The sequence below is a fragment of the Brevibacillus reuszeri genome (assembly GCF_002897295.1).
In the GTDB taxonomy this organism is placed as follows: Bacteria; Bacillota; Bacilli; order Brevibacillales; family Brevibacillaceae; genus Brevibacillus; species Brevibacillus reuszeri_A.
Window position 1 is genome coordinate 1 of record NZ_BEXF01000022.1, and the last position, 22,426, is coordinate 22,426.

Here is a 22,426-nt window from a genome sequence, read left to right on the forward strand (position 1 = left end):
TAATTTCCGCGGGATAGCTTACTCTCGTTGCCACAGAAAAACACCTCCAAGTTGTCCCCATATCTTACGACATGGTCGCATTCTCTTGAAGGTGTTTTGATTTGTCTCACGTTATGGGGTCAGTTCCCCTGGATTGTCAGGGGTGTTGGCTTTTTTTATCGTCTAGGTTGCAAGCTGCCCGATCACATACTCATGCTGCAATGTAGCCCAAAACGATTGCACGGCATTATCGGCGAGGAAGCGTTCACCGCGGGTAGATACGTAGCGGCTCATTTCCTCATAAAAAAATGGATCGCAAAGCTTCTCGTATTGTTCGGCAATGTCGTACGCGTCCAGGACAAACAGAGGGTAGTTTTCCCCGAGCAACGCCTCGTTCCCAATCGTGCGTGTAGTCAGGACAGGAACTCCGAGTGCCATGTACTCCAAAATACGCGACAAGTAGGAATGCGACGGGTTTTGATCACTTGTTGTGTCGTAAAGCAAGGCGATGCCAATGCCACTCCTCAGGATCAGCTTCTTGGTTGCCCACATTGATTTTTGCCCGTGATCCACAACTCCCGGGGTACGCAGCAGCGCTTTTGCCTGCTTCTGATATTTGCCCACAATGGATGGATACAGAACACGGAGCTTGGTCTTTGGATGATTTCTGCGGATGAAGCGAATCGCCTTAGTAGCCACACCGAGCCCGTAACGAGGACGGATGACGCCTGCCAAAATGAGATCGAGGTGATCACGAGAAGGTCGGTCAGACAGGGAGTCCTTTGGTGGTTCAACAAACTGGGGGAGAACCTGAATTTTGCGATCAAGCTCCTGACTGGAGTAATTGCCTTTTTGAAGCTGATAGGTTCGGTAGCGATTCGCATTGGGCTCTGTCTGGAAAAAAACGAGTCGTGCATGCTTGAAGATACGGTTGAGTCTGCGCATGATGTACGGGTCGTTCAAATTGTATTGAATCGCCAGAAACAACAGCTTCGAGCCGAGAGCAGGCCTTTTATCCAAAAGCTTGATTGCATCGTTACGTCCACGGATGAAGATATAATCGTACCTTTTCTTTTGATCGCGACGGATGATGTCATCAATCGGATGATTCGACTTGTAAAACTGGACGTGCTGAAACGTAAAACCACCCATTCCATTACGGAACTGGAAGGGGAGGACGCAGTCTAAAGAATATTGCTCCCGCTCGTGTGTTGGCAGCTGTGCCACTTTTCGGTCAAGTGCCCGTAGCAGAATAAAAAACTGCAGAACATTCCCCTTTGGCTTAAATTCGATAAGATTGCAAAAAAAACAAATTCTCATGTGATTTTCTCCTTCGAAGGGCTCTCCACTATCGTATGGAGTTGGGCGTCAAAGGCTACTTGAAATAAAAAGAATTAAAAAACGAACTCAGATAAAATACTTTACTAGAGTTAATTTATTTACTATTATTAACACAAGGGGATTCCAACGAAAGGAAAACGGTCATGACATCAGATATGATTTCACTGCGCGAAAAGAAAAAAGCAAAAACGAAGCTGGCTCTTCTGGAAGGGTGTCTCGAACGCATCGGGGAGGGTACCTTTCGGAGTGTACTTGTGGAAGATATATGTCAGTTTGCAGAAGTATCCAAGGTTACCTTCTTTAAATTTTTTCCGCAAAAAGAGGATTTGTTGACTTACTTTATGAGTATTTGGCAGGCGGAGTGCTTCGTGGAGCTCTCGAATTCCTCCAAAAGAGGTTTGGAGGCGATTCGCTACATTTTTGCCAAGGTCATTGAGGACGGGAAAAAGCATCCAGGCATCATGCTTAGCTTGATCAGCTTTTTGTCCGAACAAAGAATGCATCCATGTGTCCCTGCTTTATCAGAGGCTGAGCTGATCTTGCTTTTTCCAGACGAGGCAAACAGATCAGCGATTGCGAAAACGTCTCTCTATGACATTTTTAAAAAAAGTGTGGAGGAGGCGCGGGTGGATGGAAATCTTACTCCGCGAGTAAGCGACGAGGAAGCTGTTGTTCTGTTGTTCTCGATGTTTTATGGGGCGTATTTGTCGGCACATTTGTTTCGCGCCAATGATTTTATGGCTTTTTACGAGATGCATCTTAAATCCTTAGTCAAGTAGGTGGAGGCTATGTCAAAAATAATGCCAGGAAGATTTACTGCTCAGATGGAAGACTCGTTCGTTGTCTTTATCATCGGGATGCGTATCAATCGATTGCTCGCTGTACACAAATGGGTGCCGGTAGCAAAGGCAATGGGAGGTATGCTGCAAGAGCTTTACCAGAACCCGGAGCTTGGATTTCTGGGTGACAGTGGGAGCTTCAATATGCGTACGATTACGCAGATTCAATATTGGCGCTCCTATGAGCATCTGGAGCATTATGCGCGGAACAGCCACAAGCATTTGACTGCCTGGCGAAAGTTTAATCAGGCGATCGGCTCTGATGGAACAGTAGGGATCTTCCACGAGACGTATCTCGTGGAAGCCGGAAAATATGAGAATGTCTATGTCAATATGCCTCCATTTGGTTTAGGGAAGGTCGGCACGCTCATTCCTGCCACAGGTAAACGGGAAACAGCTCGTGAACGTTTGACGAATTCGTAGCATCAAAACCTGGGTTTATTCGTTCGCAAGACGCAGCAGCCAATCCTTCAGATCGACAATCCGCAAAGTTTGCGGGCGGGTCTTGGTTCCGACTACGAGCAAAGGCACAAGTGAATCTGCTTCGTGTAGGGAGCCATGTGCACCGCCGCCGAGATGGGTGGGAGAGCTCTCGGTAACCAGTTCATAACCTGGTTTTACGGTAACGATTGCGTATCTGCCTTCCTGGGAGTTCATTGCTCCATGGAGTCTCGCCAATGCGTCGGGATACTTGCCATACGTGATATGGTTATTGCGGATTGTCAAATCAAGCAATTTGTCATCTCCATAGATTGTCCACGACTGACCGTAGTCGTCCTTGATCGCGCCTCCAGGACGAAAAGAAAAGGAACTGTTGCTCTTACCTGCCGTGACAATGGTTTTCTGTCCTTCTTTTACCGCGATGATGTCGAACCTCTCTTCCTTCTGCAAACGCTTGACCATATCAGTCAGGGACAGATGAGCATCGAGAGCGTAGATGTAGGCCATTCGTTCATTGGTGGCGATCACGAGCTGATCCTTCCGTTGTATTGGTTGTCCGATTTTGGCAACACGATAAGAACTCAGCAGGCTCCGCATATCGATGGTAGCTGTCCGTCGATCAGGGAGGACAGCGCTTTGCCCACTATCCCCCATAACAACCCATCTTGCCTGATTTACAGCCTGTTCCCATGAACCAAAGGCGTTCAGTACTGCTTGCAAGGCTTGGTCAGCTTTCACTATTCCTTCGATGGTAGCTGGACCTTTTTTATGCACTTCCATATCGTTTTCGGGAAAATAGGTGAGTGTTAGCGAAGGCAGCTTGTTAGTAGAAATGAGAAAGGCTGCCTCTTGCGCGGAGAACTCGTCATTCATCCCGTACTTTCGCCAGATGCGTCTTTGCTCCTTTTGATCCGGATTTAGCTGGGCAAAAGTGGCGTAGGAGAGCATTGCAGGTCCAGTCACCTTTAGCTCCGCTGGCAAAGGCGTGCTCAAGGAAATCAGGCGAGGGATTTTCAAGACGTGATCTGTTTTTCCTCGCCATACGATAGCATTAATCGAAGCCGAATGCTTGCCCATCCCCGCCAATTCCTCGTGGATTGTTTTCGTTTTCCGATTCAAATGGGTCTGATTGAGGTGATGAACGGCGTCCAGCAACACCTGTGGCTGGTCAATCTTTAGCCCTTCCTTTGGCCCCATACCATAGTAGATCATACGTTTTTCCTTTGTGCTATACCAGGATAGGCCAGGGATATGATGCTTGTTCGGGTAGGTTCCTGTAAGCATGGTGCTGTCAATCGTGACCGACATGGTAGGGAAGGAGCTTACTAGTTGGGGGTAGTAGTGCCCGTTTGCAAACAAATACGCTAAAGCAGGAGCGCGACCTTGTGTAATTGCTTCGCGCAACGGCTTGTCCATCAAAGAATCAATCAGGATGAGAATAGTCGGCTTCTGTACGGAAGACAGGCTGGGAGAGGGCGATGATGGCATGCTTTGCTGATGGAGTGGTGGGCTTGTGTTTGTCTTACAACTCGTGACAAGCATACAAAACACGACGAGAAGCACAATGGCATATGTATGTTTGAATCTCATGGGTCGATTCGCCTCCTCCTCATTCCTCTCTATTTTTTTGCTCATTTTCCTAAAATATTCTGGACGTCCTGGAACTGCGCAAATCCCACCCTGTTAATATAAGAGGTGGGATTTGTTGATTTGCTTGTTACCTTTTAAAAGGTAGGCAGGTTATCCAGATTGTTTTCTTTGATGCCATCAGGCTCGCTGCGCAAAATGTCCCGCCCGTATTTATGAAAGACGTCCACATGTGCCAGCTTGCCCGCTTTTGCATCTTGCAGGGCAGTGACGTAATCCAGCTCCCGCCCGGCGCTTGTCTTGAAAGCGATCAAGTCTCCATCGTCATTTTTTCGCACAGCAACAATTTGCTCTTTGCCGGAAGCGTCAGGCGAGCTGGTATTACCACCGCTTTCCTCCAGTGCTTGCTGCTCTCCAGCATTTTTGTAGTCGGCGTATATTTGTTCAAAGCTTTGCTGTTCCATTTGCAATCCCTCCTCATTCATAAGGGTGCCTAAAAGGGGTGGAGAACATGTATTCGTTTTAATAAAATGGGTTGTTGACAAAAGGTTCCATTTGCATGTATCTTTTTGATTAACACGAATGTCAATGAAAAATGAGGGTTCGATCATGTCACCACGTACCAAAGAACAAAATGAAGAGATCCGTAAGCAGCGGACGCAGGAAATTTTGCAGGCGGCGATTCACGTTTATGCAGAGAAAGGATATGCTGCATCGGAGATTGGCGAGATTGCGGAGAGGGCTGGTCTGGCGCGCGGACTAGTCTACCACTATTTTAAAAACAAGCAGACCTTGTTTCGAGAGCTTTTCGAGCATGTAATGGAAAAGACACAGCAATTTACAAAAACACATTTCGAGCAAGAGGGCTCCGCATTTGAGCTGTTCAATACGTATGCACGAATCGTTTGCCGACAAGTATTGGAAGAGCCAGCTGTGTCTCGTTTTTTTTCGCGAATCAGCCTGGATGTACATTACTTGTATACGGCGGAGCAATTTTCTCCGTTCAAATGGGTAAAGAGCTTCCTGCAGCCGATGACACAAGCAGTGGAGAAAGGCATGGAGCAAAAGACGATCCGTGCTGGAGATGCTAGTCTGATGGCCATGCAATTTTGGGGTGCCGTATCACAGGGCATGAATTATTTAGACCAGACACAGCAAGACCTCGCTGACCAAGGGGCGACAGCTCATGAGATCAACGAGCAGCTCAAGGGGCTGTTTGAGCAAGTGATCGAGTCGGCATTATTGGTAATCAGACCAGAGTAATTTTTTTTGCTTTTAAAATTGACTTTCGTGTCAGTCAAAAAACAAAAAGGAGCTGAATTTCAAATGAGTACTTTCGTTGTCGTTGCGCATCCACAGCTGCAGCAATCACGTGTCAACAAACGGTGGGTTGCGGAATTGTCGAAGCATCATGAGCATGTAATCGTGCACGAATTGTATGCCTCATACGCTGATAAAGAAATAGACGTCCAGTATGAGCAAACGCTTCTCGCTGATCACGAGCGACTCGTACTGCAATTCCCGTTTCAGTGGTATGGAACGCCGTCTCTATTGAAGCAATGGCTAGATGAAGTTTTCACGACTGCTTGGTTATTTGGATCTGGTGGAAAGGCGGTAGCAGGAAAAGAGCTTTTGCTCGCCATATCTATCGGAGGTACGCAAGAATCGTATCAAGCGGGTGGGTTGATTGGCTACACGATTAGTGAATTAACGCGCCCGCTTCAAGTCTTTGCCAATCAGGTCGGTATGACGATGCTTCCACTCTTCACCTTTTACGGAGCCGTTCAGGCTACAGAGGAGCAAATCGAGGTTAGTGCCAGACAGTACGTTCAGCACGTATTGAATCCAGAACTCGATCCGCGCATTGCCCGGCGACGAATGCTTGCGGAGATGAAGCAAAAAATGAACGGGTAATCACTGACAGCGCATCAGTGACGAATTTTCAAGCTATCTTGGAACTATGGTAGGAAAATAATGGCTACCACTTGCCCTGGAGGAATGGATCAGTTACAATTTGTTCCCATAGTCCAATCCGTACCGGAGGGTGATTCGCGTGTTACGATTACTGCGTTTTTTTGCGGCCTTACCGGTATATGGTCATCATGACCATGGTATTTGTGCTGCTTCAATCAATTGCCAATCTGTATCTTCCTACGTTGATGTCAGATATCGTCAACGAAGGAATCGTCAAGGAGGACACTGCTTATATATGGAGGATTGGCGGGTTCATGCTCCTCGTATCTGCAGTTGGCGCCATCTTGTCAGTCTGTGCCAGCTATTTGGCGTCCCGTGCGGCTTCAGGCTTCGGGATGCGGCTGCGCAGCAGTGTATTTCGTCATATTGAGCGTTTTTCTTTGCAGGAGTTTGACAAGCTCAGCACAGCTTCCCTCATTACTCGTACAACGAATGACATTACGCAAGTCCAGCAAGTGCTTAACATGATGCTGAGAATGATGGTTATGGCACCGATGATGTGTATCGGTGGGATTATCATGGCAGTATCCAAAGATGCGAAGCTGTCTCTTGTCATTATTGGCGCGATCCCGATCCTAGCTTTGGCGATTTACTTGATCGGGTCCAAAGGTATTCCTTACTTCAAGATGATGCAAACAAAGATCGACCGTTTGAATCTGGTATTGCGCGAATATTTGACCGGAATCCGTGTCGTACGTGCCTTTAATCGTACCGAGCATGAGCGTGCACGCTTTGATCAGGCCAATCAAGACCTCACGGCGACAGCGATCAAAGCAAATCAGATCATGGCGGCGATGATGCCCATCATGATGCTGATGATGAACGTAACCTCGATTGCGATTATTTGGTTTGGTGGCCTGCGCATCAGTACCGGACATATGCAGGTCGGTGATCTGATGGCCTTTTTGCAGTATGCCATGCAAATTTTGTTCTCACTGATGATGGCCTCCATGATGTTCAGTATGGTGCCGAGGGCTTCTGCTTCGTCGCTGCGTATTCACGAAGTGTTGACGACAGACCCTGTCATTTTAGATAGGGAACAGGCAGAAGCAAAAAAAGTCAGGGAGGCAGGAGAAGTCATTTTTGATCAAGTGACATTCCGTTACCCAGGAGCAGAGAAGCCAGCCTTGTCTTCCGTTTCGTTCACAGCGAGGCCCGGGCAGGTAACGGCGATCATTGGTGGTACGGGCTCAGGTAAGTCTACACTCATCAGCTTAATCCCGCGCTTTTATGATGTCGAAAGTGGCAGCGTCCGTATCGGGAACATCGATGTGCGTGACATCCCGCAAAGTGCGCTCCGCTCCATCATTGGCTTTGTCCCGCAAAAGGCGCTGCTCTTCACAGGGACGATCGCAGACAACGTCCGTTATGGAAATGAAGGAGCGACGGACGAGGAGGTCGAGCATGCACTACAGACTGCGCAGGCTTCCGATTTTGTCGCCGCGATGAAGGACGGACTCCAAACGGTGCTGGCACAAGGAGGAGCAAACCTGTCAGGTGGGCAAAAGCAAAGACTGTCTATTGCACGAGCGCTCATTCGAAAGCCGGAGATTTACGTCTTTGACGACAGCTTTTCTGCTCTGGATTTCAAAACAGATGCCAAGCTGCGGGCAGCTCTGAAGAACGAAACAGAAGAAGCGACTGTCATCATCGTTGCTCAGCGCGTGAATACCGTCATGGATGCCGATCAGATTATCGTGCTGGAGGAAGGCGAAATTGTAGGCAAAGGCACTCACCATGAATTAATGGATACCTGCGACGTCTACAAAGAGATTGTCAAATCCCAGCTGACGGAGGAGGAAATCGCATGAGTGAGCAGCAGCGGCGTACACCTCCTGGACCTGGTGGAGGACCTGGGGCGCAAAGACCGATGGGTTTTGGCGGACCTGGAATGATGACAATGCCCGGGCAAAAGGCAAAAAATTTCAAAGGAACATTGCGACGTCTGCTTCGCTATTTGAAGCCGTATCGCTTTCGGCTAACGATTGTTTTCTTGGCAGCCGCACTCAGTACGGTCTTTGGCATTCTCAGTCCAAAATTGCTGGGAAACGCCACGACGACCATTTTTGAAGGCTTCATGGGGAAATTAAAGGGCGTGCCAGGCGCGGCGTTTGATTTTGGTGCAGTTTGGCAAATTATTCTGACCTTGATCGGGCTCTATCTCTTTTCCTCCTTGTTTGCCTATGTGCAGCAGTATTTGATGGCAGGCATTGCGCAGAAGACAGTCTATGCCCTGCGCAAGGAAGCAAATGAGAAGCTGGCCAGATTACCACTCAAATATTTTGACGGACGAACACATGGGGAAGTCATGAGCCGCATAGTCAATGATGTGGATACGATTAGCGGTACTTTGCAGCAAAGTTTGACGCAAATGATTACCTCGGTAATTACTCTGGTGGGTGTTATCGTCATGATGCTGACCATCAGTCCACTCATGACAGTCATTTTGATGGTAACCTTGCCACTTAGCTTTGTCGTGATCAAGCAGGTGGCTGCTCGTTCCATGCCGCATTTTAAGGGCCAACAGCAAGCCATCGGCGAGATGAATGGTCACGTCGAAGAAATGTACACTGGACACAAGATCGTAAAGGCGTTCGGGCGTGAAGAGCAGGCGATTGAGAAGTTCGAAGTGATCAATGAAAAGCTGTACAATTCTGGCTGGAAGGCGCAGTTCATCTCTGGGATCATGATGCCGCTTATGATGTTTGTTGGCAACATCGGTTTTGTGCTCGTTTGTGTGGTCGGTGGTGTGCTCGTCACCCGCGGCAGCATTTTGATCGGGGATGTGCAAGCTTTTATCCAATACGCCCAGCAGTTTTCCCAGCCGATTACGCAAACCGCGAATATCGCAAATATCATTCAGTCCACCCTCGTGGCGGCAGAGCGAGTCTTCGAAATCCTCGATGAGCCCGAAGAGTCTACAGATGTGGCTGCTGCTGATTCCACGCCAGCTACTGCTGCAGGGCTTGCAGGGCATGTGCGATTTGAAAATGTTTCCTTTGGCTACAAAGAGAACGAGCCACTCATTCAAAATATGAATATCGATGTGAAGCCGGGGATGACGGTAGCTATTGTTGGACCGACCGGAGCCGGCAAAACGACCCTCGTCAACCTGCTCATGCGGTTTTATGAGATCGGAGAGGGCAGAATCACGATTGACGGAACCGATATACGCGAGCTGCCGCGCAGTGAGCTGAGAAGTAAATTTGGGATGGTTCTGCAAGATACGTGGCTGTTCAACGGCACGATCAAAGAAAATATCGCTTACGGGCGGGCTGGAGTAAACGATGATGAGATTGTGCAGGCGGCTCGTGCAGCGCATGCGGATCACTTCGTACGGACTCTGCCAGAAGGCTACGAAACGATTTTGAATGAAGAGGCATCGAATATTTCACAAGGTCAGAAGCAGCTTTTGACAATTGCCCGCGCCTTTTTGGCTGATCCGACGATTTTGATTCTCGACGAGGCAACGAGCAGTGTTGACACACGGACAGAGCTCTTGATCCAAAAAGCAATGGCGGGACTGATGGAAGGCAGAACATCCTTTGTCATCGCCCACCGACTTTCTACCATTCGTGATGCGGATCTGATCCTTGTTATGAATCAAGGAACGGTCATCGAGCAAGGCAATCATGAAGAGCTGCTGGAAAAAGGCGGCTTCTACGCAGATTTGTATAACAGCCAATTTTCCGAAGGCAACACGAGTCAGCAGGTGAGCTGACAGACAAAGCTACACAGTACCCAAAACATAGCTGCATTCAAGACGAAACCACCCTGATGTAAATACAGGGTGGTTTTTGTGTGGGCTTTTTACGGGTAAATGATCTGGTAGGTGGGCTTGACGACTCCATTGTCATATCGCTTAAAATCCATCAGCTCAAAGTGTAAGCGAGGAGAGGCATTTCCAAACAGAGGGATGCCGGAGCCAAGCATCACCGGATTGACTTTTAACACGAGTTTATCGATGAGTTTGTGCTCAATCAATGATGCTGCCAATTGTCCACCACCGCACAACCAGAGCTTTCCGTTACCCTCTCGTTTCAGATCCCGGATGTAATCAGCCGCGTCGCTTTTGACAAGCAAGACCTCATCATTGGATTCAAACTCCATCGTGGAAGAGAAAATATAATGCTTTAACCCTTTGTAGCCAGGCTCACCAGGCTTTAGGCCAAACTGAAACCCGAATGCATACGTCTTGCCGCCCATTAATACAGCATCGTACTCTTGGATGTCGGAAAGGAAATCGGTCACATGCTCGCCTTCGTATGAAAAGATGGAAGGGTCAGCATTGCCGTCTACATCGGCAATAAAGTTATCCAGCGTAGTGGCAATATGATAAATCAATTGGGCCATCGGTGTCTCCTCCCTTGTGCGAGCGAAATAAATGTACATAAAAAGTATGTATTTTTTCAAATTTTACAACAGAGACGTCCAGAAAGAAATAGAAAGAGGGCAGCCTGTCGATTTCTCGAAAGACTGCCCTTTTCGTTGGGTGGGTGCTGCCATGAACTTATTTCAAGCTCTTACTTTGTTGTTACTGGTTTGCCTTCGTCCAGCAGTTGGCGAAGAACGGTTTGCAGAATACCACCATTGCGGTAGTAGTCTACGTCTACCATGGAGTCGAGGCGCACGATTACTTCGAATTCGAAAGTGCTGCCATCTTTGCGAGTTGCTTCTACTTTTACGCGTTGGCCAGGTTGAACATCGTCGGAGAGGCCCAGGATGCTGAAGGACTCAGTACCATCGATGCCAAGGGACTTCCAGCTTTGGCCGTCAGCGAATTGCAGAGGCAGAACGCCCATACCAACCAGGTTAGCACGGTGGATACGCTCGAAGCTCTCAGCGATAACCGCTTTGATGCCGAGGAGGAAAGTACCTTTTGCTGCCCAGTCACGGGAAGAACCAGTACCGTACTCTTTACCAGCCAGTACAACGAGTGGAGTACCGTCTGCTTGATACTTCATGGAAGCATCGTAGATGGACATTACTTCGTCAGTTGGCAAGTATTTGGTTACGCCGCCCTCAGTGCCAGGAGCCACTTGGTTGCGGATACGGATGTTAGCGAATGTACCGCGCATCATTACATCGTGGCTACCGCGACGAGCGCCATAGGAGTTGAAGTCTTTGCGTTCTACGCCGTTCGCTTGCAGATAGAGACCTGCAGGGCTTGTAGGCGAGATGTTACCAGCTGGGGAGATGTGGTCAGTTGTCACAGAGTCGCCGAACAGAGCGATGGTGTTCGCTGCTTTGATGTCTGCGATCGCTGCGATTTCGCCAGCCAGGTCTTTGAAGAATGGCGGTTCTTGAATGTACGTGGATTTTTCATCCCACTCGTACAGATCGCCAGTTGGAACATCGATTTTGTTCCAAGCTTCGTTTTGTGTGAACACTTGGCCGTATTCTGCACGGAACAAGTCAGGGTTCATTGCTTTACCCATTGCTTCCGAGATCTCTTGTGGAGTTGGCCAGATGTCTTTCAAGAATACAGGCTGTCCGTCTTTGCCAGTACCGATTGGCTCTGTAGACAGGTCGATATCAACAGTACCCGCCAGTGCATAAGCGATAACCAATGGAGGAGAAGCGAGGTAGTTCGCTTTTACCTGTGCATGGATACGGCCTTCAAAGTTACGGTTACCGGAAAGAACAGCTGCAACAGTCAGGTCTTCGTCAGCGATTGCTTTGCTGGTTTCTTCTGGCAATGGACCGGAGTTACCAATGCAAGTTGTGCAACCATAACCAACTACGTTGAAGCCGATCGTGTTCAAGGAATCGATCAGTCCAGCGTCAGTCAGGTATTGCGTAACTACGCGGGAACCTGGAGCCAGAGAGCTTTTTACGAAAGCAGGTTTTGTCAGGCCTTTTTCCACAGCTTTTTTCGCCAGGATACCTGCACCCAGCATTACGCTAGGATTTGATGTATTGGTACAGGAAGTGATCGCTGCGATAACAACCGCACCTGTTTTCAGCGTAGCTTTTTCACCGTTTGCATATTCAACTGGTGCGCTAGCTGCGATTTTCTCTTCGGAGAGACCAAAGCCGCCTTTGTCGATTGGCGTACGCAGGCTGTTATTGAAGGATTCCTTCATAGCAGTCAGTTCTACGCGGTCTTGTGGACGTTTTGGACCAGCCAAGCTTGGTACTACAGTGGACAGATCCAGCTCCAATGTTTCGGAGAATACTGGGTCTGGTGTAGCATCAGTACGGAAGAGGCCTTGTGCTTTGGTGTAAGTTTCAACCAAGGAGATGAGGTCTTCTTCGCGACCAGTTTGACGCATATAGTTGAGCGTTTCGGAGTCTACTGGGAAGAAGCCCATAGTAGCGCCGTATTCAGGTGCCATGTTAGCTACGGTTGCGCGGTCTGCCAGCGAGATGTTGGACAAGCCAGGGCCGTAGAACTCAACGAATTTACCTACAACGCCTTTTTTACGCAGCATTTGCGTAACAGTCAGAGCGAGGTCGGTTGCAGTTGCACCAGCACTCAGAGTGCCAGTCAGTTTGAAACCAACAACTTCTGGAGTTACGAAGTACAGAGGTTGACCGAGCATTCCAGCTTCTGCCTCGATACCACCAACACCCCATCCAAGAACACCAAGACCGTTGATCATAGTGGTGTGGGAGTCAGTACCTACGAGAGAGTCAGGGAAAGCTACGAGCTCGCCGTCTACTTCACGAGTAGCGATTACAGTTGCGAGGTACTCCAGGTTAACTTGGTGAACGATACCAGTTGCCGGAGGAACCGCACGGAAATTGTCAAACGCAGTTTGTGCCCAACGCAGGAAGCGGTAGCGCTCTTGGTTGCGTTCGAATTCCAGCTTCATGTTGTTGTCCAGAGCAGCTGCATTACCGAAATCATCTACCATTACGGAGTGGTCGATAACGAGGTCTACTGGTACGAGTGGGTTGATTCGTTTTGGATCTCCACCAGCGCGTTTCATCGCGATACGCATCGCAGCGAGGTCAACTACAGCCGGTACACCGGTGAAGTCTTGCAGTACGATACGAGCAGGCATGAGAGGTACTTCTTGGTTTTCGTCGCGGCCTTTTGTCCAAGTCGCGAGTTGTTGTACGTGTTCTTTAGTGATCGCGCGTCCGTCGAACTGACGTACAGCAGCCTCAAGCAGAACTTTAATGGAGAATGGAAGCTTGGAAACATCACCAAGTCCTTGTTCTTCCAATCCTTGCAGGCGATAATACGCGAAAGACTTGTCGCCTACCTGCAGGGAAGATTTTACTTTGTAAGCATCTTTGTTAGCCAATGTATACAACCTCCCTATTGTTACTTGGAGTTTCATCAGATGAAACATAGTTTCGTTTCTTCTTCATCACGACCCTATTATACTCGATTTGTTTCTCGTCTTCTACCCCAAATTCATCATTTCTATACAAAATCCTTGAAGAAAAAACCCCGAAGCCATTTTCCTGTGAAAAGGAAAGGAAAATTTCCAGACTTCCTGTATTATCCCGTTTATATTTCGTTTACATTCATGCGGTATCTTTTCTCTAGCGGGGCTGCACATGCTTCAATGGCGCCAAACGAAAGCTGTGCGATTCCTGCAAACGAGTGAAGTAAATACGGATAGGAGATACAAAAAGATGACGACAAAACAAAAACGTACGTCAGGAAAGCTGAGACCGTTCTTTCATTTAATAAAGGAAACAAAGCCATCCAAGCTGATGCTCGGGACCGCGCTCTTCCTGAGCATTGCAACCACTCTCGTGAGCCTGGTGATTCCGCTTTTCACCAAGGATCTGATCGATGGCTTCACACTATCCTCGATAAGCAAGGGGCAAATTGTCCTTTTGATCGGGGCATTTATCGCACAAGCCGTTGTTAGCGGACTCTCCATTTACATGTTAAATCATGTGGGACAAAAAATCGTAGCCGCACTCCGGGATCGCCTCTGGAAAAAGCTGCTCGTCCTGCCTGTCCCGTATTATGATAACAATCGTACGGGGGAAACGATTAGCCGAATGACCAACGATACAGGTGTAGTCAAAGGATTGATCACCGACCATCTTTCCAACTTTTTTACCGGGACCATCTCTATTATCGGTTCAATCGCTACGTTGCTTTACCTTGATTGGCAAATGACCATGACTATGCTCATTGCAGTGCCGCTCGCCCTGTTGATTTTATTGCCGCTGGGTCGCCAAATGTACAAGATTTCCAAAGGGCTGCAAGACGAAACGGCAAGCTTCACAACGATTATGACGCAAGTGCTGTCTGAGATTCGCCTCGTAAAATCATCAAATGCAGAGCCGCACGAATATGCCAGCGGTAAGCGAGGAATCGACAAACTGTTTCATTTTGGCATCCGCGAAGGCAGAGTACAGGCGATGATCGGTCCACTCATGTCTCTGGTTATCATGGTACTGCTCGTCGTGGTGATGGGATATGGAGGCATGCGTGTATCATCAGGTGCTTTGACAGCAGGAGAGCTGGTTGCTTTCATCTTGTATCTCGTACAAATCATGATGCCGCTCGGACAGTTTACGCACTTCTTTACACAGCTGCAAAAGGCGATGGGTGCAACAGAGCGAATTATTACGACATTGGAAGCTGACGAGGAAGACCATACATCAGGAAAAATCCTGGAAAACGCCAGCTTGCCGATCCGGGTAGAGAATGTGAGCTTTGCCTATGAAAATGGGGAAACGATCCTGAATGATGTCAGCTTTACGATTCAGGCAGGAAAAGTAAATGCTATTGTAGGGCCTAGCGGAAGCGGAAAGACGACCCTCTTTTCCTTGATCGAGCGCTACTATTTGCCACAGCAAGGACGAATCAAGCTGGGAGATAAATCAATTGCCGACTTTACACTTGCATCATGGAGAAGCAAAATCGGTTATGTGTCACAGGAAAGCCCATTGATCGCCGGAACGATCCGTGAAAATATTTGTTATGGCGTCTTTCGTGAAGTGAGTGATGAAGAGCTGCGAAAGGCAGCAGAAATGGCTTATGCCGATGGGTTTATTTCCGAATTCCCGGATGGCTATGACACTGAGGTAGGGGAGCGAGGTGTCAAGCTCTCAGGAGGACAGAGACAACGAATTGGGATTGCCAGAGCACTGCTTCGCGATCCGCAAATTCTGATGCTGGATGAGGCAACCTCCAGCTTGGACAGCAAATCGGAAATCATCGTTCAGCAGGCGCTTCAGAACTTAATGAAGGGACGCACGACACTTGTGATTGCCCATCGCTTGTCGACAGTCGTTGATGCGGACCAGATTCTGTTCATGGAAAAAGGCCGAATTACTGGCAAAGGAACACATGATGAGCTATTCGACAGTCACGATATGTACAAAGAATTTGCGACGCAGCAATTACGTGTAAAAGAGAGGGTGTAATCATGACCAGACTGATGGTAGTAGACGACGATCCGCATATTCGTGAGCTGGTTCGCGTCTTTTTGGAGAGGGAGGGCTTTGAAGTCATGGAGGCGGCAGACGGGGAAGAAGCTCTTTCCTTATTTGCTACCGCTCCTGCAGACCTCGTCATCCTGGATATCATGATGCCGAATATGGACGGATGGGAGCTGTGCCGGGAGCTGCGACGATTCTATCCCGATATCCCGCTGCTCATGCTTACAGCAAAAGGCGAAACCTCGCAAAAAATTAAAGGCTTTGAGCTGGGAACCGATGACTACCTCGTCAAGCCGTTCGAACCCGCCGAGCTGGTCGTTCGGGTAAAAGCACTGCTAAAGCGTTATCGGATCGAGTCTTCCCACACCGTGCAGATCGGGCAACTGCAACTGAACAAGAAAACGTTCGAAATGACAAAGGGAACCAAGGCGCTAACGATTCCGCTAAAAGAATTTGAGCTTCTGTTTAAGCTAGGCAGCAATCCGGGCAAAACGATTACTCGCGAGCAGCTGATCGAGCAAATTTGGGGCTTTGATTTTGAAGGGAATGAGCGGACAGTGGATGTGCATATCAATCGGCTGCGCGAAAGGTTCCCACAGGAGGAATACAGCTTCTTGATTCGAACGGTTCGCGGTTTAGGCTATCGACTGGAGCTGAACCAATGAGCAGAAACCCGGATCACTCGTGGAAATTATTTTTTCTCAGGTTGCTTGGACTCATCGCTTTTATGCTAGCCATGGCTCTTTGCTGGTCGCTTGCATATTGGGTAACGAATTTCTTCTATAGTAATGGCAATCTAAATCTATCTGAATACTTCAAGGGGATCATAAACACAGTCCTCGGCTTTGTCTTCTTTTTCCTGTTAGCATGGATCATCAGATTTAAAAAACCTAGACAATACGATTTTTTTGATGCCTTTCGCAATGCGATCAACCGGATTGCAAAGGGTGATTTCAAGGTGAATCTCGATTTTAAGCTAAAGCATCAGTGGGGTGAGCTGATCGACGGTTTCAATCATATGGCAGAGCAGCTGAACCAGATGGAGCAGATGAAGCAGGAGTTTATTTCGAACGTATCGCATGAAATCCAGTCTCCATTGACGTCGATTAGCGGATTTGCCCGCGCCTTGCACAATGAGCAGCTTACACAGCAGCAACGTTTGCATTATTTGGAGATTATTGAAACAGAGAGCAAAAGACTCTCCAAGCTAAGTGACAATTTGCTGAGACTGACTTCTTTGGAGGCAGTACAACAGCCGCTCGAACGCAAGACGTACCGTTTGGATCTACAGATTCGGGGAATTATTTTGGCTTGTGAGCCGCAATGGCTGGAGCAAGAAATCGAGATGGATGTAGAGCTGGGAAAGGCGGAAATAACAGCAGATGAAGATATGCTCAGTCAGGTATGGATGAATCTGATTAGCAACGCGATCAAATTTACTCCAGCAGGTGGGACGATCACGGTTCAGCTGAAACAGGAAGGTAATGAATTGGTTGTCCACGTATCAGATACAGGGATCGGGATTACCGAGGAGGATCAGGGGCGAATATTCGAGAGATTCTTCAAAGCGGATAAATCGCGCAACCGGGGCAAGGGTGGCAGCGGTCTTGGCCTTTCTATCGTTCAAAGAATTATAGATATGCATCAAGGCAAGATTACAGTGAAAAGTCACTTTGGAGAAGGTACGACCTTTACCGTTCGACTGCCAGTTGCAGTAGCGGATACAAAAAGTCCCCATTCGTAGAGGAAAGGGGACTTTGTTTGTGTAGTGAAAACAAGAGCGATTATGCTCCGATATATTTGGCGTGCAGCGTACGTGCCAGGCTGCTGTCGTCTGTACCTTGGACGAGCACACGTCCATCGGGGAAAACAACAAGCGTATACGGCTCGACCCGAAAGCGCAGCAAAAACTTGTTTCGCTCGATTTGACCGAGTGGGGCAAGACGCTCAGCAAGCGCATCGAGATCGAGTGAGATCGCAGCAGAGGGCGAGATTTGCACCGTATCGCGTCCACAAAGCGATACAGCTTGTCCTTCTGGCGTATCCGGCTGTAAAAAAGCAAACTCGCGCTGTCCACAGGCGGGACAGTCTGCCCGGCGGCCATTTGAAACCTTGATCTGCTGATGGCGGTTGTTCCAAATCTCAAAATGCTCCAGGTTTGGATTGAGTGCATCTGTTGCGCCTACCAGCATTTTAAAAGCCTCTGTTGCTTGATAAGAAGCAACGATATGAATAATCGGACCGATGACACCTGCTGTATCACAGGTGGCCATTTCTCCCGGGTTCGGGGCCTCGGGGAAAAGGCAGCGCAAGCAAGGGGTCGTTCCCGGGCGAATCGCGGTAAAAGTCCCTGTCGCACTGACAGCCCCTCCGTAAACCCATGGGATGCTGTGTTTGACGCAAACATCGTTTACGAGATAGCGAACTTGAAAGTTATCGGTAGCATCGAGCACGAGATCGACGTCAGTCAAATATTGCTCTGCATTGTACGCGGTGAGATCGGCAACAATCGGCTCAATGGTGACTTGCGAATTGATTTTACTCAGCTTGGCGTGGGCAGCAATCGCTTTTGGCAAATGCTCGGCAGCATCCGACTCATCGTAGAGCATTTGGCGCTGCAAATTGCTTGGCTCTACAAAATCACGGTCAATGAGGCGAACAAAGCCGACTCCAGCGCGGACCATGTGGTTGGACAAGACGGTCCCGAGCGCTCCCATCCCGACAATGGCGACTCGGCTTTGCCCGAGCTTCTCCTGTCCACTTCGCCCGATCGGAGCAAACAAGATCTGGCGCGAATAGCGGGTATCCACGGTGTTATTCCACCTTTCCTTCTGTCATCTCCAAGGGGTTCCAGGGACCTTGCTGATGGCCCTTCCATTCACTTCCATCTTCCCACATTTCTTTTTTCCATATCGGAACGATCTGCTTCAGGCGCTCGATCGCATAGCGTCCAGCCTCAAAGGATTCGTTGCGATGAGCAGTAGCGACTGCTACGATCACGGCGATCTCCTCGACAGCCAAATCCCCGATCCGGTGATGCATCGCGACCTCGGCACCGGGCCAGCGCTCCTCGATCTCAGTGGCAATCTGCTTCATTTTTTCAACGGCCATTGGAGCATATGCCTCGTAGGAAAGATAGACAGTCCGCTGTCCATGGGTAAATTCACGAACGGTTCCGACGAAGGTCAGAATCGCCCCTGCATGCGGATTGCTGACCAGGCGAACAAGCTTGTCTGCCTCAAGCGGCTCCGTCGTAATCGCAAAGCGAGGTGCTTCTTCACCGCCGCTGACCGGAGGGAGCAGGGCGACCTCATCAGCTGGTCCGATGACTTTATCTGGTGCAGCGTATTCATGATTAACCGAAACAAAGCAGCTTCCAAGCAGAGGAGAGAGGGCAGGATACTGTTCCCCGATTACCTGCAGAAGATCACGTACATTCGTATTTTCTGGCAGGGTCAATTGTATTTCTCGAACATTGGCTCGCTCGGCTAGGCCAGCAAACAGCAAAATAGTAATCGTCAAGGCAACTCCTCTTTTCCCGTTGAGATAACAGTTCTCTATGGCTTGAAGATATCATAATCGGGCACATATGCCAATGAGCGAGAGAGGCAAAACCTGCACACTAGCTTAGGGAGCAAAGCCTTTTTGACTCAAATACACGTCCTCTTTGCCAAATACGCGAACAAAACGCTCATATACAAGCTGAAAAGCGTCGGGATCATACCATTTTTCTTGTCCAAGCTGTTCATAGAGCGATGCTATTCCCAATTTCCTCGTTCTTTTTCCTCCGCTGCCATCTCCCATATAAAAATCGTCGATACACACGCGATTCACGAAAGGACGCAGGCGATGAGCGAACGCTTCGCTGCTCGGCAAAACGGGTGCAATGGCGACTTGTGTGGGGACGCCTGCTTCTGCCAGGAGCTGCAAGGTCCTAAGGCGTGCCTGAATCGGCGGTGCTTGCGGGGAAAAGTGTTTGCGGATGTCATCCAAATCCGTTTCTACGGTCATGCTGACGCGTACACGGTCCTGCATCGACAGCAGCAGATCGATATCGCGGCGAACTAGTGGACTGCGGGTTTGAACCAGCAGAAAATCGGGCGGGTCATCTGCCATGACCTCTAGCAGAGAGCGAGTAACCTGCTCCTTTTGCTCGACGGGCTGATACGGGTCGGTAGCAGAGGACATAAAGATTGTAACCCTCCCCTTCGCCTTTGCCCGTAGAAGCTCTTTGCGGAGCAGCTTTCCAGCTTCCTGCTTGATATCTACCCAAGTTCCCCACGGCTGATCGCGAAAAAGCGAGACAGGCATTTGCCGTACATAGCAGTACGAACAGGCAAATGAGCATCCCGTATACGGATTGAGGGAGTGTGTATAATCGGAAAGAAATCCGCTTCCTTTATTCAGTAACGTTTTCGGATGCTTGTAAAATAAAGCAGTCTTCACATCGACTCTCCTTACTTGGCATCATGAAAAATGATCCCGAGGCTGTACCTGTTTCCGGCAGTAATCGTACTAACGCCATGGCGCAGTGTAGCCCGATAATAACCACGTGCTCCAGCAACAGGTCGATGGTTTGTTGGGAAAATCAGCCCGGCACCTTGTGCAAGTGTAATAACATGCCCTCTGCTTTGTGCCCGAGGGCGCTGCTCCAGCAGTAAAAACTCTCCACCCGTGTAATCGATCTCTTTTTGACTCAGGACAAACACGACTTGAAAAGGAAAATAAACCTCACCATACAAATCCTGATGCAAGCAATTGTACCCGCCAGCCTCATATTTCAAAAGCAGAGGAGTGGGACGGGATTGCCCATGCTGATGACAGTGCTCTAAAAAATCGGATAAAGCAGCGGGATAGATGGCTTCCCCTCCAAGCTGTCCAAGCCAGCGGTTTGCGGCTTTGGCAAGCTCAGGATAAAAGTTCTCGCGAAGCTGCTGCAACAGCGGCGGAAGGGGAGCTTGATAGTAACGGTACTGTCCAATCCCGAAGCGGTATCTCGCCATATCGATAGTGCTTCGAAAAAGAGCGTCATCGGAGTAGGTCGCGATGATGTCTTCGCATTGATCAGGCTCTATTATGGGTGGTAGCGTGGCATAGCCTTGGTCGTCCAGCGTTTGTTGCAGGTAGGCCCAATCGAGAGCGGCGATCCGTTCGGAAAGACGATTAGGCATTTTGCATCCTTCCTTTCGTGTGCTGGCCTGCGCCTTCAAGCTCAAGCAGCTTGGTCTTCATCTCCAAACCGCCGCGATAACCGGTGAGAGCACCATTTTTCCCGATAACCCGGTGACAAGGAACGGTGATTAATACGGGATTGGCACCGATTGCTGTGCCTACTGCCCGCACCGCTGCCGGCTTTTGAATCTGCTGGGCGATATCCGAGTAAGACTTGGTTTCTCCATAAGGAATTTGGCATAGCGCATCCCAGACAGCGAGCTGAAAGGGTGTGCCCTGATAATCAAAGGGAATGGTAAATTGCTTCCGGCTTCCTTCTATATACTCGGTGATTTGTGTCGTATAGGGCTCTAGTGCGGCTGCATCTTCGACAAGCGTGCAATTGGGAAAGTGCTTATTTGTCCATGCCACCAGCTCGTCGAATGGCTTGTTCAGCGAACCGACATAGCAAAGTCCTTTTGTGGTTGCTGCCAGAAACAGACTCCATTCCCCGGTAACGAGCTCTGTCCAAAAAACTGTTTGACTTTTATTTGTACGCATATCTATTTCCTCCTCCATCAACTACCGTTATTCAGTGTGTTCAACTTAAGCACAGTATAGCGCTGCCGCGGGCATGATGTACGGATTTTGGAATGGAACAGCAAGATAACGAAATAGGTTGTGATCCTGTTATGATAAAACAAAGAGAGCTGGCGAACGTATCAGGACCTGAATGGAGGATAACGATGTATTCATATACGGAAAATCAGGGGTGGAAAGACTCCTGGGAAGACAATGGGCAAGAGCTGCTGCTGACTGTACCAAAGGAGTTTTCCTTTGCGCAAAATCGAAACTACTTGGCAGGTGCTCCCAATGAATGTCTGTTTCATCTGAGGGAGGAGCGAATATATCGAGCCATTCCTACGTTGCGAGAGCTGTCGATTGTGGAAATTGGTGAGGCAGACCAGAACACTATGAGGATTCGGTTTCTGGGAGACACGGCGCCAACGTCAAAAGAGGGGCGAGCAGCCGTAGCCAGGTATGTACATGACTGGTTTGATTTGGATACGAATTTGCAGCCTTTTTATGAGCTGGCAAAAACCGATGCTCTTCTCAAGCGTGCAGTGGATTCGTTTTATGGTCTGCGCAATGTCGGGATTCCCGATTTATTTGAGGCGATCAGCTGGGGGATTATCGGTCAGCAAATCAATATGACCTTTGCCTATACGCTGAAAAGGCGTCTGGTAGAGAGCTTTGGTCGGCAGGTAACATGTGAGGGTGAGGTATACTGGCTGTTTCCAGAGCCTGAGCGAATCGCTGCGCTTCGCGTAGAGGACTTGCATGCACTCAAAATGACAGGCAAAAAAAGTGAATACCTCATTGATGTAGCGAAACTAATCGTAGAAGGGAAAATGAGCAAGGAGCAGCTGCTCGCAGCTGGCTCAGGAAAGGCAGCAGAAAAACAGCTCGTTCAAATCCGCGGGATCGGCCCGTGGACAGCCAATTATGTATTAATGCGCTGCTTGCGAATTCCGTCCGCTTTTCCCATCGACGATGTGGGACTGCATAATGCGATCCGGCATCTTTTGGAGACAAAGGAAAAGCCTACAAAGGAGGAACTGATCCGACTGTCGGCGGGCTGGACGAACTGGGAATCCTATGCAACCTTTTACTTATGGAGATTTCTCTATTAAATATGGCACATCCTCCTCTATGTTCTCATTGCATTTCGAAAGCAGCGGGAGTAAGGT

At 48.9% G+C, this 22,426-nt stretch carries 20 protein-coding genes; 10 read left to right on the forward strand and 10 right to left on the reverse strand.

Annotated features, from left to right (window positions below):
* Window positions 1-162 precede the first annotated feature (162 nt).
* On the reverse strand, window positions 163-1,299 hold the full coding sequence (locus C3B52_RS26300; protein ID WP_103109346.1) for a glycosyltransferase family 4 protein: 1,137 nt from the start codon (window positions 1,297-1,299) through the stop codon (window positions 163-165).
* A 164-nt stretch (window positions 1,300-1,463) separates the two neighbouring features.
* Here C3B52_RS26300 and C3B52_RS26305 point away from each other — a divergent pair, with 164 nt between their 5' ends.
* Together C3B52_RS26305 and C3B52_RS26310 are read left to right on the forward strand one after the other, a co-directional pair.
* Window positions 1,464-2,099: a TetR/AcrR family transcriptional regulator gene (locus C3B52_RS26305; RefSeq protein ID WP_103109347.1), complete on the forward strand. Its 636-nt coding sequence runs from the start codon at window positions 1,464-1,466 to the stop codon at window positions 2,097-2,099.
* A gap of 9 nt (window positions 2,100-2,108) precedes the next feature.
* Complete coding sequence (locus C3B52_RS26310; RefSeq protein ID WP_103109348.1) at window positions 2,109-2,582, forward strand: DUF4188 domain-containing protein; 474 nt, start codon at window positions 2,109-2,111, stop codon at window positions 2,580-2,582.
* A 15-nt stretch (window positions 2,583-2,597) separates the two neighbouring features.
* Here C3B52_RS26310 and C3B52_RS26315 read toward each other — a convergent pair whose 3' ends face one another.
* Complete coding sequence (locus tag C3B52_RS26315; protein WP_103109349.1) at window positions 2,598-4,190, reverse strand: alkaline phosphatase family protein; 1,593 nt, start codon at window positions 4,188-4,190, stop codon at window positions 2,598-2,600.
* Window positions 4,191-4,324: 134 nt separating this feature from the next.
* On the reverse strand, window positions 4,325-4,651 hold the full coding sequence (locus C3B52_RS26320) for a DUF3892 domain-containing protein (protein WP_103109350.1): 327 nt from the start codon (window positions 4,649-4,651) through the stop codon (window positions 4,325-4,327).
* 145 nt (window positions 4,652-4,796) lie between these two features.
* Here C3B52_RS26320 and C3B52_RS26325 point away from each other — a divergent pair, with 145 nt between their 5' ends.
* The 4 genes from C3B52_RS26325 (at window position 4,797) to C3B52_RS26340 (ending at window position 9,882) form a co-directional block, all read left to right on the forward strand.
* Window positions 4,797-5,450, forward strand: coding sequence for a TetR/AcrR family transcriptional regulator (locus C3B52_RS26325; protein WP_103109351.1), 654 nt, complete (start codon window positions 4,797-4,799; stop codon window positions 5,448-5,450).
* 63 nt (window positions 5,451-5,513) lie between these two features.
* Complete coding sequence (locus C3B52_RS26330) at window positions 5,514-6,101, forward strand: NAD(P)H-dependent oxidoreductase (protein ID WP_103109352.1); 588 nt, start codon at window positions 5,514-5,516, stop codon at window positions 6,099-6,101.
* Window positions 6,102-6,289: 188 nt separating this feature from the next.
* Window positions 6,290-7,972: an ABC transporter ATP-binding protein gene (locus tag C3B52_RS26335; protein ID WP_235615867.1), complete on the forward strand. Its 1,683-nt coding sequence runs from the start codon at window positions 6,290-6,292 to the stop codon at window positions 7,970-7,972.
* Window positions 7,969-9,882: an ABC transporter ATP-binding protein gene (locus C3B52_RS26340; protein ID WP_164684940.1), complete on the forward strand. Its 1,914-nt coding sequence runs from the start codon at window positions 7,969-7,971 to the stop codon at window positions 9,880-9,882. Before C3B52_RS26335 ends, C3B52_RS26340 begins: the two co-directional genes overlap by 4 nt.
* Before the next feature lie 89 nt (window positions 9,883-9,971).
* Here the strand turns inward: C3B52_RS26340 and C3B52_RS26345 are convergent, their stop codons facing one another.
* Both C3B52_RS26345 and acnA read right to left on the reverse strand, forming a co-directional pair.
* Complete coding sequence (locus C3B52_RS26345; RefSeq protein WP_103109353.1) at window positions 9,972-10,514, reverse strand: dihydrofolate reductase family protein; 543 nt, start codon at window positions 10,512-10,514, stop codon at window positions 9,972-9,974.
* Between the two features lie 170 nt (window positions 10,515-10,684).
* On the reverse strand, window positions 10,685-13,417 hold the full coding sequence (gene acnA / locus C3B52_RS26350) for an aconitate hydratase AcnA (protein ID WP_103109354.1): 2,733 nt from the start codon (window positions 13,415-13,417) through the stop codon (window positions 10,685-10,687).
* 337 nt (window positions 13,418-13,754) lie between these two features.
* Between acnA and C3B52_RS26355 the strand changes: the two genes are divergently transcribed.
* Genes C3B52_RS26355 through C3B52_RS26365 form a run of 3 tightly spaced genes read left to right on the forward strand, consistent with a single transcriptional unit; the run spans window position 13,755 to window position 17,268 of the window.
* Complete coding sequence (locus C3B52_RS26355; RefSeq protein WP_103109355.1) at window positions 13,755-15,509, forward strand: ABC transporter ATP-binding protein; 1,755 nt, start codon at window positions 13,755-13,757, stop codon at window positions 15,507-15,509.
* A 2-nt stretch (window positions 15,510-15,511) separates the two neighbouring features.
* Entirely contained in the window at window positions 15,512-16,189 is a 678-nt protein-coding gene (locus C3B52_RS26360) for a response regulator transcription factor (protein WP_103109356.1), read from the forward strand.
* Window positions 16,186-17,268: a sensor histidine kinase gene (locus C3B52_RS26365; protein WP_103109357.1), complete on the forward strand. Its 1,083-nt coding sequence runs from the start codon at window positions 16,186-16,188 to the stop codon at window positions 17,266-17,268. The genes C3B52_RS26360 and C3B52_RS26365 overlap by 4 nt, the downstream gene beginning before the upstream one ends.
* Before the next feature lie 40 nt (window positions 17,269-17,308).
* Here C3B52_RS26365 and C3B52_RS26370 read toward each other — a convergent pair whose 3' ends face one another.
* From C3B52_RS26370 to C3B52_RS26390, 5 genes are all read right to left on the reverse strand, one after another.
* On the reverse strand, window positions 17,309-18,334 hold the full coding sequence (locus C3B52_RS26370) for a ThiF family adenylyltransferase (RefSeq protein ID WP_103109358.1): 1,026 nt from the start codon (window positions 18,332-18,334) through the stop codon (window positions 17,309-17,311).
* Between the two features lie 4 nt (window positions 18,335-18,338).
* Complete coding sequence (locus C3B52_RS26375) at window positions 18,339-19,046, reverse strand: molybdenum cofactor biosynthesis protein (RefSeq protein ID WP_103109359.1); 708 nt, start codon at window positions 19,044-19,046, stop codon at window positions 18,339-18,341.
* Window positions 19,047-19,151: 105 nt separating this feature from the next.
* Entirely contained in the window at window positions 19,152-19,970 is an 819-nt protein-coding gene (locus tag C3B52_RS26380; protein ID WP_103109360.1) for an SPL family radical SAM protein, read from the reverse strand.
* 11 nt (window positions 19,971-19,981) lie between these two features.
* The gene (locus C3B52_RS26385) at window positions 19,982-20,695 is read right to left on the reverse strand and encodes a 2OG-Fe(II) oxygenase (protein WP_103109361.1); all 714 of its coding nucleotides are present in this window, start codon (window positions 20,693-20,695) and stop codon (window positions 19,982-19,984) included.
* Complete coding sequence (locus C3B52_RS26390; protein ID WP_103109362.1) at window positions 20,688-21,236, reverse strand: methylated-DNA--[protein]-cysteine S-methyltransferase; 549 nt, start codon at window positions 21,234-21,236, stop codon at window positions 20,688-20,690. The genes C3B52_RS26385 and C3B52_RS26390 overlap by 8 nt, the downstream gene beginning before the upstream one ends.
* Before the next feature lie 185 nt (window positions 21,237-21,421).
* Between C3B52_RS26390 and C3B52_RS26395 the strand changes: the two genes are divergently transcribed.
* A complete protein-coding gene (locus tag C3B52_RS26395) occupies window positions 21,422-22,369 on the forward strand; it encodes a DNA-3-methyladenine glycosylase family protein (RefSeq protein WP_103109363.1) in 948 nt (315 codons plus the stop codon).
* The last annotated feature ends 57 nt before the right edge of the window (window positions 22,370-22,426 follow it).

Coding starts and splice junctions, on each gene's coding strand:
- C3B52_RS26390 (WP_103109362.1), bottom strand. CDS start 21,236: ATGCGTACAAATAAAAGTCAAACAGTTTTTTGGACAGAGCTCGTTACC.
- C3B52_RS26360 (WP_103109356.1), top strand. CDS start 15,512: ATGACCAGACTGATGGTAGTAGACGACGATCCGCATATTCGTGAGCTG.
- C3B52_RS26365 (WP_103109357.1), top strand. CDS start 16,186: ATGAGCAGAAACCCGGATCACTCGTGGAAATTATTTTTTCTCAGGTTG.
- C3B52_RS26305 (WP_103109347.1), top strand. CDS start 1,464: ATGACATCAGATATGATTTCACTGCGCGAAAAGAAAAAAGCAAAAACG.
- C3B52_RS26345 (WP_103109353.1), bottom strand. CDS start 10,514: ATGGCCCAATTGATTTATCATATTGCCACTACGCTGGATAACTTTATT.
- C3B52_RS26300 (WP_103109346.1), bottom strand. CDS start 1,299: ATGAGAATTTGTTTTTTTTGCAATCTTATCGAATTTAAGCCAAAGGGG.
- C3B52_RS26325 (WP_103109351.1), top strand. CDS start 4,797: ATGTCACCACGTACCAAAGAACAAAATGAAGAGATCCGTAAGCAGCGG.
- C3B52_RS26310 (WP_103109348.1), top strand. CDS start 2,109: ATGTCAAAAATAATGCCAGGAAGATTTACTGCTCAGATGGAAGACTCG.
- C3B52_RS26385 (WP_103109361.1), bottom strand. CDS start 20,695: ATGCCTAATCGTCTTTCCGAACGGATCGCCGCTCTCGATTGGGCCTAC.
- C3B52_RS26330 (WP_103109352.1), top strand. CDS start 5,514: ATGAGTACTTTCGTTGTCGTTGCGCATCCACAGCTGCAGCAATCACGT.
- C3B52_RS26320 (WP_103109350.1), bottom strand. CDS start 4,651: ATGGAACAGCAAAGCTTTGAACAAATATACGCCGACTACAAAAATGCT.
- C3B52_RS26340 (WP_164684940.1), top strand. CDS start 7,969: ATGAGTGAGCAGCAGCGGCGTACACCTCCTGGACCTGGTGGAGGACCT.
- C3B52_RS26395 (WP_103109363.1), top strand. CDS start 21,422: ATGTATTCATATACGGAAAATCAGGGGTGGAAAGACTCCTGGGAAGAC.
- C3B52_RS26315 (WP_103109349.1), bottom strand. CDS start 4,190: ATGAGATTCAAACATACATATGCCATTGTGCTTCTCGTCGTGTTTTGT.
- C3B52_RS26355 (WP_103109355.1), top strand. CDS start 13,755: ATGACGACAAAACAAAAACGTACGTCAGGAAAGCTGAGACCGTTCTTT.
- C3B52_RS26335 (WP_235615867.1), top strand. CDS start 6,290: ATGACCATGGTATTTGTGCTGCTTCAATCAATTGCCAATCTGTATCTT.